Origin of the sequence: Pseudomonas moraviensis subsp. stanleyae (assembly GCF_036283065.1) — a bacterium.
GTDB lineage: Bacteria > Pseudomonadota > Gammaproteobacteria > Pseudomonadales > Pseudomonadaceae > Aquipseudomonas > Aquipseudomonas stanleyae.
The window spans coordinates 485,357-499,446 of the sequence record NZ_JAADJI010000003.1; the positions used below are offsets into that span (position 1 = coordinate 485,357).

11 protein-coding genes are annotated in these 14,090 nt (G+C 60.1%); 1 reads left to right on the forward strand and 10 read right to left on the reverse strand.

What is annotated here, in order from left to right:
• Nucleotides 1-50 precede the first annotated feature (50 nt).
• From sigX to ppsA, 7 genes are all read right to left on the reverse strand, one after another.
• Nucleotides 51-641, reverse strand: a complete 591-nt coding sequence (gene sigX, locus GXB78_RS07340) for an RNA polymerase sigma factor SigX (RefSeq protein ID WP_016773832.1) — start codon at nt 639-641, stop codon at nt 51-53.
• Between the two features lie 90 nt (nt 642-731).
• Nucleotides 732-1,556 (reverse strand): mechanosensitive ion channel family protein, encoded by an 825-nt coding sequence (locus tag GXB78_RS07345; RefSeq protein ID WP_016773831.1) that lies wholly within the window; start codon nt 1,554-1,556, stop codon nt 732-734.
• 2 nt (nt 1,557-1,558) lie between these two features.
• Nucleotides 1,559-1,807 carry a hypothetical protein gene (locus GXB78_RS07350; protein ID WP_003223293.1) on the reverse strand — a complete coding sequence of 83 codons (249 nt, stop codon included), beginning with the start codon at nt 1,805-1,807 and terminating at the stop codon, nt 1,559-1,561.
• 63 nt (nt 1,808-1,870) lie between these two features.
• The gene (locus GXB78_RS07355; protein WP_329514919.1) at nt 1,871-2,866 is read right to left on the reverse strand and encodes a zinc transporter ZntB; all 996 of its coding nucleotides are present in this window, start codon (nt 2,864-2,866) and stop codon (nt 1,871-1,873) included.
• Between the two features lie 21 nt (nt 2,867-2,887).
• Nucleotides 2,888-3,379 carry a ribonuclease E activity regulator RraA gene (gene rraA / locus GXB78_RS07360; RefSeq protein WP_016773829.1) on the reverse strand — a complete coding sequence of 164 codons (492 nt, stop codon included), beginning with the start codon at nt 3,377-3,379 and terminating at the stop codon, nt 2,888-2,890.
• A gap of 210 nt (nt 3,380-3,589) precedes the next feature.
• The gene (locus GXB78_RS07365) at nt 3,590-4,579 is read right to left on the reverse strand and encodes an alpha/beta fold hydrolase (protein WP_329514920.1); all 990 of its coding nucleotides are present in this window, start codon (nt 4,577-4,579) and stop codon (nt 3,590-3,592) included.
• A 184-nt stretch (nt 4,580-4,763) separates the two neighbouring features.
• Nucleotides 4,764-7,133 (reverse strand): phosphoenolpyruvate synthase, encoded by a 2,370-nt coding sequence (ppsA, locus tag GXB78_RS07370; protein WP_329514921.1) that lies wholly within the window; start codon nt 7,131-7,133, stop codon nt 4,764-4,766.
• Nucleotides 7,134-7,307: 174 nt separating this feature from the next.
• Between ppsA and ppsR the strand changes: the two genes are divergently transcribed.
• Entirely contained in the window at nt 7,308-8,126 is an 819-nt protein-coding gene (gene ppsR / locus GXB78_RS07375; protein ID WP_329514922.1) for a posphoenolpyruvate synthetase regulatory kinase/phosphorylase PpsR, read from the forward strand.
• A gap of 111 nt (nt 8,127-8,237) precedes the next feature.
• Here ppsR and prpD read toward each other — a convergent pair whose 3' ends face one another.
• The 3 genes from prpD to acnD all read right to left on the reverse strand — a co-directional run bounded on the left by prpD (nt 8,238) and on the right by acnD (nt 13,947).
• Nucleotides 8,238-9,722, reverse strand: a complete 1,485-nt coding sequence (gene prpD / locus GXB78_RS07380; RefSeq protein ID WP_329514923.1) for a 2-methylcitrate dehydratase — start codon at nt 9,720-9,722, stop codon at nt 8,238-8,240.
• 372 nt (nt 9,723-10,094) lie between these two features.
• Nucleotides 10,095-11,297 carry a 2-methylaconitate cis-trans isomerase PrpF gene (gene prpF / locus GXB78_RS07385; protein WP_329514924.1) on the reverse strand — a complete coding sequence of 401 codons (1,203 nt, stop codon included), beginning with the start codon at nt 11,295-11,297 and terminating at the stop codon, nt 10,095-10,097.
• Nucleotides 11,298-11,352: 55 nt separating this feature from the next.
• Entirely contained in the window at nt 11,353-13,947 is a 2,595-nt protein-coding gene (gene acnD, locus GXB78_RS07390) for a Fe/S-dependent 2-methylisocitrate dehydratase AcnD (RefSeq protein WP_329514925.1), read from the reverse strand.
• Nucleotides 13,948-14,090 lie beyond the last annotated feature (143 nt).

The window sequence follows — 14,090 nt, forward strand, 5'->3', positions numbered from 1 at the left end:
GCGGCAAGTCTATCAGAACTTGCCTACACGTAAGAGATATTTGCGCTGAACTAAGTTTCAGCAATGCCTGCAAATTTCTCACGCAATTTATCTAGAGCGCGTTTGTAACGCATTTTTGTCGCACTCAAACCCATGTGCATGATGTCTGCGATCTCCTGAAACTCCAGCTCTGCGACAAATCGTAGCACCAGAATTTCACGGTCAATCGGATTCACATACACCAGCCAGCGATCAAGCCCACCCTTCTCCTCCGGCTTCGGCGCCTTTTCTTCAGACGCTTCTTCAAGAGGGTCCAGACTGAGAGCGTCCATCAAGCGACGCTTACGCCGTTCCTTCCGATACTGCGTGATGCATTCGTTGTAAGTGATGCTGTAAAGCCAGGTTTTGAACTTCGATTTCCCCTCGAAGTTCTTCAGGCCGTACAGCACCTTCAGCATCACTTCCTGACAGACATCGTCTGCGTCGCGATCGTTCCCGAGATATCTCGCGCAGACGTTAAATAATGTTCGCTGGTAACGCCGCATCAACTCTTCGTAGGCGCGCGTTACGTGAAACAGCTCGGTATGCGAGCGCGCGACCAACTCCTCATCAGAGAGCTCGCGGGGGTCGTAGCGCGTGGATAGCGGTTGGGCTTTATTCAAAACAAGTCGTGCCGACAGTCAGGTCAATGTCCGCCACAACCAGCCTCGGCTGGCATTTTGCGGCGGCATACATTAGCAGGGTTTGCCGGTTTAGCGGCTACTCACATGCTGTTCCAGCAGGATCCGATTGGAGAGAGAGACTAGCTCACCCTCATCGGTCAGCAATGTGGTTTTAACCGTGCCGATCTCTTCGATCTGGCCTTCGACCTCGCCAACACGCACTTGTTGCCCAACCTCGTACAGCTCACGCACATAGATTCCCGCAAGAATCTGACCGGCGATTTCCCGGCTTCCCAATCCCATGGCCAGCGCAACTGCCAGACCAACGGTAATCAATACGATGACAATTACATGGTTCAGCAGGTCAGTCTTGACCTCAAGCTGGCTGATCGCAACCGAGATACTGATGATGATCACCAGCCCCTGCGCAATGCGTCCCAGCCCGGAAGCGTAGTCCAGGCCTACGCCTTCTGCCGCGCCGCGCACCAGCCCGTTGGCCAGTTGCGCCAGCAGGACACCGACCAGCAGCACCAGCGCAGCACCGAAAACTTTCGGCAGATACAAAGCCAGCATGTCCAGCGTAGCTGAAACTCGCTCAAGGCCAAGGGATTCTGCCGCAGAAACCAGAAAAATCAGCAGAACGAACCAGTAGACGATTTTACCGATCAGCGTCGAGATCGGCACCTGCAGCCCGGCACGGGACATCAGCTTGGTCAAGCCGGTGCCGCCCATCAGGCGATCGAGGCCCAGTTTGGCGAGCAATTTCGAGAGCAAGGTATCGAGCAGTTTGGCCACAACGAAACCCAACAGCAGCACAACCAGTGCGCCGAACAGGTTCGGAATGAAATTAGCGACTTTGGTCCACAACGCAGTCATTGCAGTGACGAGGCTCTGAGTCCAGAGATCAAGTTCCATATTCAATCAGCCTTATCAGCAGTGCGAGCAGTGGTTTTACGCAGACGGGAAACCGGCGAGACATGCGCCGAGCCATTGTTCAGGGCGATCATCAGCGCGGGCAGCCAGCGGCCCAGCAGGCTGAACAGATCACCGGCGCCGACCTGGCGGTTGGCGGTTTTGAGTACGCGGCCCAGGCACGCATCGTCGTCGCGGCTGGACGGCGAAGCGTTGAGCATGTCGCGCAAAGACTGTTCAAACGGATCGTGCATACGCACCTCTCGTGATGTCTGTGAAAGACGCGGGCAGATTTGCTCGGGTCACATGCGCCATGTTCACACCCAGCGCAAACGGCGGAACAACCACCACTGGCCGAACGCCAGGGCGAGTACCGTCAGGCAGGCAATCAGAAAACCATACGGGCTTTCGGCGAACGGAATACCGCCGACATTGATACCCAGCAGACCAGTGATGAAACTCATCGGCAAAAAGATGCAGGTAATGATGCCGAAGCGGTACATGGTGCGATTCATGTGCACGCTCAAACGCCGGTCTTCCGCCTCCAGCACAAGCCCCACGCGCTCCCGGGTCAATTCGAGCTCTTCCAGATAGCGGGTCAGGCTGTTGTTCAATTCGTTCCAGTAGTCGGCGTCGTCTTCGACGAACCACGGCAATTTGATCCGCGTCAGCTGTCCGAAAATATCCCGCTGTGGAGCGAGAAAACGCTTCAGCCCGGCCGCCCTGCGACGGATGTGCAAAATGGCCCCATGCTCGGGCGTATACCGTTCGTCGGCATCGAGTTTTTCTTCCTCTTCGTCGACCACTTCCGACAGGCACGTGACCAGATCCTGCACTTTATTGGTGAGGAACTGCGCCAGATACAACATCAATTCGGAGGATGTTTTCGGGCCTTTGCCATCACCCAGCAGCGCCAGCAGCTCATCGGTGGCGCGCAACGGGCGCAAGCGCAGGGAAATCACCCGCTGCGCAGAGGCGAAAATCCGCACCGAGACCATGTCTTCCGGCTCCGCGCCGGGGTTGAGGTTGACCCCGCGCAGGAAGAGCAGCAGCTCGGAGTCGGGCAACGGCAACAAACGCGGCCGGGTATTCTCTTCCAGCAGCAGATCGCAGGTGAATTCGTTGAGCCCGCTGGACTTGCGCAGCCAGGTCCGGGTCTGCGGATGGCTGCGATCCCAGTGTAGCCACAGGCTTTCATGAGCCTGCAGTTGCAAATCGTCGAGCTCAGTCCGGGCTATCGAACGCGCACCGCCCTTGCCGTCCAGCACCAGGGCATGCACCAGCCCCCATTGCGCGTTTTCTTCCTCGAACATCCGCATCCCTTGTCGAAAATCTTATTCAGGCATTTTCAGCGGGCTCGGCGATACGATCACGCCGTTGTTGTCCGCATAAATGTACTGGCCCGGGTGAAAGGTCACGCCGGCGAATGTCACCGGGACGTTGAGGTCACCAATGCCGCGCTTGTCGGTTTTCATCGGGTGGCTGGCCAGCGCCTGCACGCCAAGATCGGTCTGGGCGATGACGTCGACGTCACGGATGCACCCGTAGATCACCAGCCCTTCCCAACCGTTCTGCGCGGCCTTGGCGGCGATCATGTCGCCCAGCAGGGCGCGGCGCAGCGAACCGCCGCCATCAACGACGAGCACTTTGCCTTTGCCGTTGAGTTCGGCCTGCTCCTTGACCAGCGAGTTGTCTTCGAAGCACTTGATGGTCACGATTTCGCCGCCGAAGGAATCACGGCCGCCGAAATTGCTGAACATCGGTTCCAGCACCTGCACCAGCTCCGGGTAGGCGTCGCACAGATCAGGCGTAAGGTAATGTTCCATCGAAAAACTCCTGTAACAAGGAAGACCATCAAGGATGCCGCATGCTGATAAGACGAGTTCCGGCGGTCGCTGTTTACCTTAGTCCATGCCATGGTCGCTGACGCAACCTGAACAATCCCTGAAACGTAATAGCTAAACAGTCACGAAATATGACCGGAACCGCACAACGCGTCATATCTTAGCCGCAAGCCAGGCTGAACGGAACGCCCCTTACACCGCCGCGGCCAGATTCCCTGCCTGTTCAAGCAACGGCGTCTGCTGATCGTTCAACCAGCGCGCCACCAACGGCCACACTTCTGTCTGCGCCGCTTTGCTCACCAGCATTTCGATATGACCGAAATTATCCGAGAAGCCCTGCTCGCGGCCCAGATTGATGAACTGCTTGCACTCCGAGCCGATCTGCTCGAACAGCTTTCGGCAAGCCCACGGCGGATCCTGATGATCCCCCGCTGCCGTCACAGCCAGCACCGGCACCTGAACGTCGGCGAGCCCGGCCCACCAGTCCTTGTCCTTGTCACCGAAGCGGCCGAACAAGCCGTACCAGCGCATGCTTTCGATGGCCAGGCCGATCGGCTCGTCTTCCGGGCCGCGTTTGAGACGTGAACCGGACAACTGCGCGAAGCGCTTGAGAATAAAGCGTCCGCCCCACTCCACCGGTGGAATTTTCAGTGGCCAGTAAGTACGGCTGACCTGCGTGCCGAAAAACGCCGCCGAGGCCACTGCCGGTTCGCCGAGGTATTCGCCACCGAGCGCGGCGGCCAAAGTGATACCGCCCAAAGAGTGGCCGATCCAGTGCGGAATCTGTCCGCTCTGCTCGCGCACGAATGCGGCAATTGCCGGCAGATCGTAGCGGGCGTAGTCGGCGACGCGATTGCGCCGGTAGTCTTCGTTGCGCTGGGACAGGCCGTGGCCGCGCATTTCCGGAATCCACACGTCGAAGCCCAGCCGCGTCAGATACGCACCAAGTCCGAGGCCTTTGGGGGAAAACCAGAAGCGCCGATTGGAAAAGCTGCCGTGCAACAGAATCACCGGCACGCCGCGTGGTACCGAGTCATCGGCCATGCCCAGGCGGGTCACGGCGATTTCCACGGACCAGTCCGGGCTGTTGCCGGGTTTCAATCGATAGACGTCTTCGCTCAGATCGCCGCGCCGCTCGGCGCTGATCAGGGCGACAGGAAACAGGTTGCTGCTGCTTTGCATAATGCTCTTGCACAAAAAAGGGCGACATCCGGAGACCCCGCCCTGTTTGAATCTCAAAGTCCGGCCCATGTGGGAGCGAGCATGCTCGCGAAAGCGGTGTGTCAGCGAACATCCATGGCGGATGTTGCTCCGTCTTCGCGAGCAGGCTCGCTCCCACACGGGGCGCGGGCCGATTACATACTGCTTACGCCTGACCTTCGGCGAGGAAGAACCAGGTTTCCAGCACGGTGTCCGGGTTCAGCGACACGCTTTCGATGCCCTGCTCCATCAGCCATTTGGCCAGATCCGGATGGTCCGAAGGTCCCTGGCCGCAGATGCCGATGTACTTGCCGGCCTTGTTGCACGCCTGAATGGCGTTGGCCAACAGCTTCTTGACCGCCGGATTACGCTCGTCGAACAAGTGGGCGATGATCCCCGAGTCGCGGTCCAGACCCAGCGTCAGCTGGGTCAGGTCGTTGGAGCCGATCGAGAAACCGTCGAAGAATTCGAGAAATTCCTCAGCCAGAATCGCGTTGGATGGCAATTCGCACATCATGATCACGCGCAGACCGTTTTCGCCGCGCTTCAAGCCGTTTTCGGCGAGCAGATCGACCACCTGGCTGGCTTCGCCGAGAGTACGGACGAACGGCACCATGATTTCGACGTTGGTCAGGCCCATCTCGTTGCGCACACGTTTCAGCGCGCGGCATTCGAGTTCGAAGCAGTCGCGGAACGATTCGCTGATGTAACGCGAAGCGCCACGGAAGCCCAGCATCGGGTTTTCTTCTTCCGGCTCGTAGAGCTTGCCGCCGATCAGGTTGGCATATTCGTTGGACTTGAAGTCCGACAGGCGCACGATGACTTTTTTCGGCGTGAACGCGGCCGCCAGGGTGCTGATGCCTTCGACCAGTTTGTCGACATAGAAGTCGACCGGGTCGTTGTAACCGGCGATGCGCTTGTCGACGCTGTCCTTGATGTCCTGCGGCAGGCCGTCGTAGTTCAGCAGCGCTTTCGGGTGCACGCCGATCATGCGGTTGATGATGAATTCCAGACGCGCCAGACCTACGCCGGCGTTCGGCAGTTGCGCGAAATCGAAGGCGCGGTCCGGGTTGCCGACGTTCATCATGATCTTGAACGGCAGTTCCGGCATGGCGTCGACGGAGTTCTTCTTGATGTCGAAGCCCAGCTCGCCTTCAAAGATGTAGCCGGTATCGCCTTCGGCGCAGGACACAGTCACGCCTTGGCCATCCTTGAGCAGTTGGGTAGCGTTGCCGCAACCGACCACCGCCGGAATCCCCAGCTCGCGAGCGATGATCGCCGCGTGGCAGGTACGCCCGCCACGGTTGGTGACGATAGCGCTGGCGCGCTTCATCACCGGTTCCCAGTCCGGGTCGGTCATGTCGGAAACCAGCACGTCGCCCGGCTGGACTTTGTCCATTTCCGAGACGTCTTTGATGATCCGTACTTTACCGGCGCCGATGCGCTGACCGATCGCCCGACCTTCCACCAGCACAGTGCCGGTTTCTTTCAGCAGGTAACGTTCCATGACGTTGGCCTGGGTGCGGCTTTTCACGGTTTCCGGACGCGCTTGCACGATGTACAGCTTGCCGTCGTCGCCGTCCTTGGCCCACTCGATGTCCATCGGGCAGCCGTAGTGTTTCTCGATGATCATCGCCTGCTTGGCCAGCTCGCTGACTTCAGCGTCGGTCAGGCAGAAACGCGCGCGCTCGGCCTTGTCGACATCGACGGTCTTGACCGAACGACCGGCCTTGGCCTCGTCGCCGTAGATCATCTTGATCGCTTTGCTGCCCAGGTTGCGCCGCAGGATCGCCGGACGACCAGCCTCCAGCGTGCCTTTGTGTACGTAGAACTCATCCGGGTTGACCGCGCCTTGTACGACGGTTTCACCCAGGCCGTAGGCGCCGGTGATGAACACCACGTCACGGAAGCCGGATTCGGTATCGAGGGTGAACATCACGCCGGCGGTGCCGGTTTCCGAACGCACCATGCGCTGCACGCCCGCCGACAGGGCGACCAGTTTGTGATCGAAGCCCTGGTGCACGCGGTAGGAAATCGCACGGTCGTTGAACAACGAGGCGAATACCTCTTTGGCGGCGCGAATTACGTTTTCCACACCACGGATGTTCAGGAAGGTTTCCTGCTGACCGGCGAAGGAAGCGTCCGGCAGGTCTTCGGCGGTGGCGGAGGAACGCACGGCCACGGCCACGTCAGGGTTGCCCGCCGACAGCGCGGCGAACGCGGTGCGGATCTCGGTGTTGAGCTTTTCAGGGAATTCGGCGTCCATGATCCATTGGCGGATCTGCGCACCGGTCTTGGCCAGGGCATTGACGTCGTCGACGTCGAGCGCGTCGAGGGCCTTGTGGATCTGATCGTTCAGGCCGCTCAGTTCGAGGAAGTCACGATAGGCCTGAGCCGTCGTGGCGAAGCCGCCGGGGACCGAAACACCGGCGCCTGCCAGGTTACTGATCATCTCGCCCAGGGATGCGTTCTTGCCCCCCACATGCTCAACATCGTGTTTGCCGAGCTTATCGAGGGAAACTACGTACTCTACCAAGGTGATCTCTCCACTAACTGTGTTGGAAAAGCTCAGAAACCGGCGGCCCGGGGGAGCCTCGGCCGGTTGTATGGCCTGGACCTGGAAAATAAGTGAGAATGCGGGCCAATGGCGGCCGGCAAATCGCGCCTATCATATCCAAGAATGTTCATTAGTCTAAGGCCCCAGGTGCAAATGAAACGATCTGCTTTCTTCATCTCCGATGGCACCGGCATTACTGCCGAAACCCTGGGTCAAAGCCTTCTGGCGCAGTTCGAAAACATTACCTTCGCCAAGTTCACGCGGCCCTACATCGACAGCGTGGAAAAAGCGCGGGCCATGGTACAACAAATCAACAAAGCCGCTGAAACCGACGGCTTTCGGCCGATCATCTTCGACACCATCGTCAATCAGGACATCCGTGAGATTCTCGCAACGTCCAATGGTTTCATGATCGACATTTTCTCGACCTTCCTCGCGCCGCTCGAACAGGAGCTCACCGAGCATTCTTCCTACACCGTGGGCAAGTCCCACTCCATCGGGCACAACTCCAATTACATGGAGCGCATCGAGGCGGTGAACTTCGCCCTCGACAACGATGACGGCGCGCGCACCCACTATTACGACAAAGCCGATCTGATACTAGTAGGCGTGTCGCGATGCGGCAAAACGCCGACGTGTCTGTACATGGCTATGCAGTTCGGTATCCGTGCGGCCAACTATCCGCTGACCGAAGACGACATGGAACGCTTGACGCTGCCGACGGCCCTGCGCGCCCATCAGCACAAGTTGTTCGGCCTGACCATCGACCCCGATCGCCTCACCGCGATCCGCAACGAGCGCAAGCCCAACAGCCGCTATTCGAGCTATGCCCAGTGCGAATTCGAAGTGCGCGAAGTGGAAAACCTGTTCCGCCGCGAGAACATTCCGCACATCAATTCCACGCATTTTTCCGTGGAAGAGATTTCAGCGAAGATTCTCGTCGAGAAAGGGGTTGAGCGGCGGTTCAAGTAGTTTTGCGGTGCCTGATCTGGCGCCTTCGCGAGCAGGCTCGCTCCCACAATGGACCTGCATCGTAACGACTGTGGGAACGAGCCTGCTCGCGAAGAACGATAACGCGGTCTGTCAGAGCACAAACAGGTCGATGAATCGATTCACCGGCGTGGCTTCCAGCCGCGCCTGATCCTCGCACAGCGCAAAAATCTCAGCGCAACGCTGGCCGGCGAAACGCGTGGCGAGGTTGGTCTTGAACTTGTCTTCCAGCAACGGAATGCCCTCGGCGCGGCGGCGGCGATGGCCGATCGGGTATTCCACCAGCACGTTGTCGGTGCTGCTGCCATCCTTGAAAAATACCTGCACCGCATTGGCGATTGAGCGCTTGTCGGCTTCGAGGTATTCGCGGCTGAAACGCGGTTCTTCGACGATGACCATCTTTTCGCGCAACACGTCGATGATCGGGTGCGCCTTGTGGAAGTCGTCTTCGTAGTGCTCGGCCACCAGATTGCCAAATGCCAGCGGCACGGCGGTCATGTATTGCAGACAATGATCGCGGTCGGCAGCGTTGGCCAGCGGGCCGACTTTGGAAATGATGCGGATCGCCGATTCGTGAGTAGTAATGACGATGCGGTCGATTTCATGCAGGCGATTGCGTACCTGCGGATGCAAGGTCACCGCCGCCTCGCAGGCGGTTTGCGCGTGAAATTCGGCGGGGAAGCTGATCTTGAACAACACGTTTTCCATCACGTAACTGCCGAACGGTCGGGAAAAGCTGAAAGCGCGCTTGTCCTCGGGCTTGAGCGCCAGATCGTTGTTGGTGTGGCTGAACGATACGTCATAGAAGCCCCACTGGTTCGCGCTCAGCACCCCGGGAATGCCCATCTCACCGCGCATGGCGATGCCGGCCAGCCTTACACCGCGACTCGCCGCATCCCCCGCCGCCCAGGATTTCCGCGAGCCGGCGTTCGGGGCGTGGCGATAGGTACGCAACGCCTGACCGTCGGCGAAGGCATGGGACAGCGCCGACAACAGCTGCTCGCGGTTGGCGCCCATGAGTCTGGCGCTGACCGCAGTCGAGGCGACTTTCACCAGAATGACGTGATCGAGTCCTACCCGGTTGAAGGAGTTTTCCAGAGCAATTACACCTTGAATCTCGTGGGCCATGATCATCGCTTCCAGCACATCGCGAAGGGTCAGTGGTGCTTCACCGTTGGCGATGCGTTTCTGCGACAGGTGATCGGCAACGGCGAGGATGGCACCGAGGTTGTCCGACGGATGGCCCCATTCGGCGGCGAGCCAGGTGTCGTTGTAATCGAGCCAGCGGACGATGCAGCCGATGTCCCACGCGGCTTTGACCGGGTCGAGCCGGTAACTGGTGCCGGGCACTCGCGCACCGAACGGCACAATCGTGCCTTCGACAATGGGTCCAAGATGCTTGGTGCATTCGGGAAAACGCAGAGCCAGCAGACCGCAGCCGAGGGTGTCGATCAGGCAATTGCGCGCGGTGTTCAGCGCTTCGGCGGATTCGGGCTTGAAGGTGAGGACGTAGTCGGCGATGTCCTGCAGGACACGGTCGTAGTCGGGACGGTTGTTCAGGTCGACGTTGGCGCTCATGGTGGTTCTCCTGTTCGGGGAAATGAGTGGTTGGGTCTTCCTCAAGGGCTTGGCTGGTTTATGGTTGGTGATGTCTGGTTTCTTTGTGTTGTGTCAGAGGGCAGCCCCTCACCCTAGCCCTCTCCCGAGGGAGAGGGGACCGATTGGGGGATGCTGTGGCGGTTCACCGACCTGAAAGTCCATCGCTGAATCCATAATCGCCAACCTGCGTGGTCGACGAATCACAGCAGATACTTCTTCCTCGCCCCACATCGCCGATCCCCTGCTGAATCCATAATCGCCTCGGTCTTTCAGGTCGATGTACCACGCAAGACACCACGGTCGGCCCCCTCTCCCTCTGGGAGAGGGCTGGGGTGAGGGTAAAATGTCGGGTCAGAACGAGTCAGCAGGCACGCGCACATACCCTTCCATCAACACCCGCGCACTGCGGCTCATGATGGCTTTCTTCACCACCCACTCGCCATTTTCCAGCGTCGCCTCAGCGCCCACGCGCAACGTCCCGGACGGATGGCCGAAACGCACGGCGTTGCGTTCAACCCCACCCGCAGCAAGATTGACCAGCGTGCCGGAAATCGCCGCCGCTGTGCCGATCGCCACCGCAGCCGTGCCCATCATCGCGTGGTGCAGTTTGCCCATCGACAACGCGCGCACCAGCAGATCCACATCACCAGCGGCAATCGCTTTACCGCTCGACGCGACGTAATCCGCAGGCTTGGCGACAAACGCGACTTTCGGCGTGTGCTGACGCTTGGCCGCTTCTTCCAGATTGGAGATCAGCCCCATCCGCAACGCGCCGTAAGCGCGAATGGTCTCGAACATCAGCAGCGCTTGCGGATCGCCATTGATCGCGCCTTGCAGTTCGGTGCCGGTATAGCCGATGTCTTCGGCGTTGACGAATATCGTCGGGATCCCGGCATTGATCATGGTCGCCTTGAACGTGCCGACACCCGGGACCTCAAGCTCATCGACCAGATTGCCGGTGGGGAACATCGAGCCACCGCCGCCCTCTTCTTCCGCCGCCGGATCGATGAATTCGACCTGCACTTCGGCCGCCGGAAAGGTCACGCCGTCGAGTTCGAAATCACCGGTTTCCTGCACTTCGCCGTTGGTGATCGGCACGTGGGCGATGATGGTCTTGCCGATATTGGCCTGCCACACGCGCACCACCGCCACGCCGTTGTGCGGGATGCGGCTGGCCTCGACCAGACCGTTGCTGATGGCGAACGAACCGACCGCCGCCGAGAGATTGCCGCAGTTGCCGCTCCAGTCGACGAACGGCTTGTCGATGGACACCTGGCCAAACAGGTAATCGACGTCGTGATCGGCACGGGTGCTTTTCGACAGGATTACGGTTTTGCTGGTACTGGACGTCGCGCCGCCCATGCCGTCGATCTGCTTGTCGTACGGGTCGGGGCTGCCGATCACCCGCAGCAGCAACGCATCGCGGGCCGGACCGGGCACCTGCGCGGCTTCGGGCAGGTCAGCGAGGCTGAAAAACACGCCTTTGCTGGTGCCGCCGCGCATGTAGGTGGCAGCGATTTTAATTTGAGGGGCGATTTGTGGTGCGTGAGCCATGATTGCTCCTTTGAAGCGGCCAAGGGACTGATCACCCATTGGCCGCTGAACCTGTTTAAACGGCTACCGCCGATCCTTCGAGGAAGTCCTGAGCGAAGCGCTGCAATACGCCGCCCGCCTCGTAGATCGACACTTCTTCAGCGGTATCGAGACGGCAGGTCACCGGCACTTCAACGCGCTCGCCGTTTTTGCGATTGATCACCAGCGTCAGGTCCGCGCGCGGTTTGCGCGCACCGATCACGTCGTAGGTTTCGCTGCCATCGATGGCCAGGGTGTGGCGGTTGGTGCCGGGTTTGAATTCCAGCGGCAACACGCCCATGCCCACCAGGTTGGTGCGGTGAATACGCTCGAACCCTTCGGCGGCAATCGCCTCGACACCGGCCAGACGTACGCCCTTCGCCGCCCAGTCGCGGGACGAACCCTGACCGTAATCGGCGCCGGCGATGATGATCAGCGGCTGCTTGCGTTCCATGTAGGTTTCGATGGCTTCCCACATGCGCATCACCCGGCCTTCCGGCTCGACGCGGGCCAGCGAACCCTGCTTGACCTTGCCGTTTTCCACGACCATTTCGTTGAACAGTTTCGGGTTGGCGAACGTTGCACGCTGGGCGGTCAAGTGGTCGCCACGGTGGGTGGCGTAGGAGTTGAAGTCCTCCTCCGGCAAGCCCATTTTCGCCAGGTATTCGCCGGCAGCGCTGTCGAGCATGATCGCGTTGGATGGCGACAGGTGATCGGTGGTGATGTTGTCCGGCAGCACCGCCAGCGGGCGCATGCCTTTCAATGGGCGGGCGCCGGCCAGTGCGCCTTCCCAATACGGCGGACGGCGGATGTAGGTGCTCATCTCGCGCCAGTCGTACAGCGGCGCGACTTTCGGCCCGGTGTCTTCATGCACGGCGAACATCGGGATATAGACCTGACGGAACTGCTCGGGCTTGACCGACGACTTCACCACCGCATCGATTTCTTCGTCGCTCGGCCAGATGTCCTTGAGGCGAATTTCCCGACCATCGACCACGCCCAGCACATCCTTCTCGATATCGAAACGGATGGTCCCGGCGATCGCGTAAGCAACCACCAGCGGCGGCGAGGCGAGAAACGCCTGTTTGGCGTACGGGTGAATGCGCCCGTCGAAATTGCGATTGCCGGACAGCACGGCGGTCGCATACAGATCGCGGTCGATGATCTCTTGCTGGATCAGCGGATCGAGGGCGCCGGACATGCCATTGCAGGTGGTGCAGGCAAACGCGACAACGCCGAAGCCGAGCTGCTCCAGCTCAGTGGTCAGCCCCGCTTCGTCGAGGTACAGCGCTACGGTTTTCGAACCCGGCGCCAGCGAGGATTTGACCCACGGCTTGCGCGTCAGGCCGAGCTTGTTGGCGTTGCGCGCCAAGAGGCCAGCGGCGATGACGTTGCGCGGGTTGCTGGTGTTGGTGCAACTGGTGATGGCGGCGATGATCACCGCGCCGTCGGGCATTTGCCCAGGCACATCATCCCACTGGCCGGAAATGCCTTTGGCGGCCAGATCCGAGACCGCGACGCGGGCGTGCGGGTTGCTCGGCCCGGCCATGTTGCGCACTACCGAAGACAAATCGAAGGTCAGACCACGCTCGTATTGCGCGCCTTGCAGGCTGTCGGCCCACAGACCGGTGAGCTTGGCGTACTGCTCGACCAATTGAACCTGCTGGTCTTCACGACCGGTCAGTTTCAGGTAATCGATGGTCTGCTGATCGATGTAGAACATCGCCGCCGTGGCGCCGTATTCCGGGGCCATGTTGGAGATGGTCGCGCGGTCGCCGAGGGTCAGCGCCGCTGCACCTTCGCCGAAGAACTCCAGCCAGGCGCCAACGACTTTCTGCTTGCGCAGGTACTCGGTCAGAGCCAGGACCATGTCGGTGGCGGTGATGCCCGGTTGCAGCTTGCCGGTCAGTTCGACGCCGACGCTTTCCGGCAGACGCATCCACGAGGCGCGACCGAGCATCACGCTCTCGGCTTCGAGGCCGCCGACGCCGATGGCAATCACACCCAGCGCATCGACGTGCGGCGTGTGGCTGTCGGTACCGACGCAAGTGTCGGGAAAGGCCACGCCTTCACGCACCTGGATCACCGGCGACATTTTCTCCAGGTTGATCTGGTGCATGATGCCGTTGCCCGGCGGGATCACGTCGACATTCTTGAAGGCCTTCCTGGTCCAGTTGATGAAGTGGAAACGGTCTTCGTTGCGGCGGTCTTCGATGGCGCGGTTCTTCTCGAATGCCTGGGCGTCGAACCCGCCGGCCTCGACGGCCAGCGAGTGGTCGACGATCAGTTGCGTCGGCACCACCGGGTTGACCTGCGCCGGGTCGCCACCCTGCAAAGCAATGGCGTCACGCAGGCCAGCAAGGTCGACCAGCGCGGTCTGGCCGAGGATGTCATGGCAGACCACCCGCGCCGGAAACCACGGGAAATCGAGATCACGCTTGCGCTCGATCAGTTGCTTGAGCGAAGCGGTCAGCGTGCTCGGGTCGCAGCGCCGCACGAGGTTTTCCGCCAGCACGCGGGAGGTGTACGGCAGGGTGTCATAGCTGCCGGGCGCAATCGCCTCGACCGCCGCGCGGGTGTCGAAGTAATCCAGCGGCGTGCCGGGCAGGTTCTTGCGGAATTCTGTGTTCATCGGGTCAGGACTCGGGTCACGGTGATTACAAGTGATGGGCGTTACACTGACCTTGAGGTTCACACGGTTCCCCTGTAGGAGCTGCCGAAGGCTGCGATCTTTTGATCTTGCTTCAAAAAATCAAAGTCAAAAGATCGCAGCCT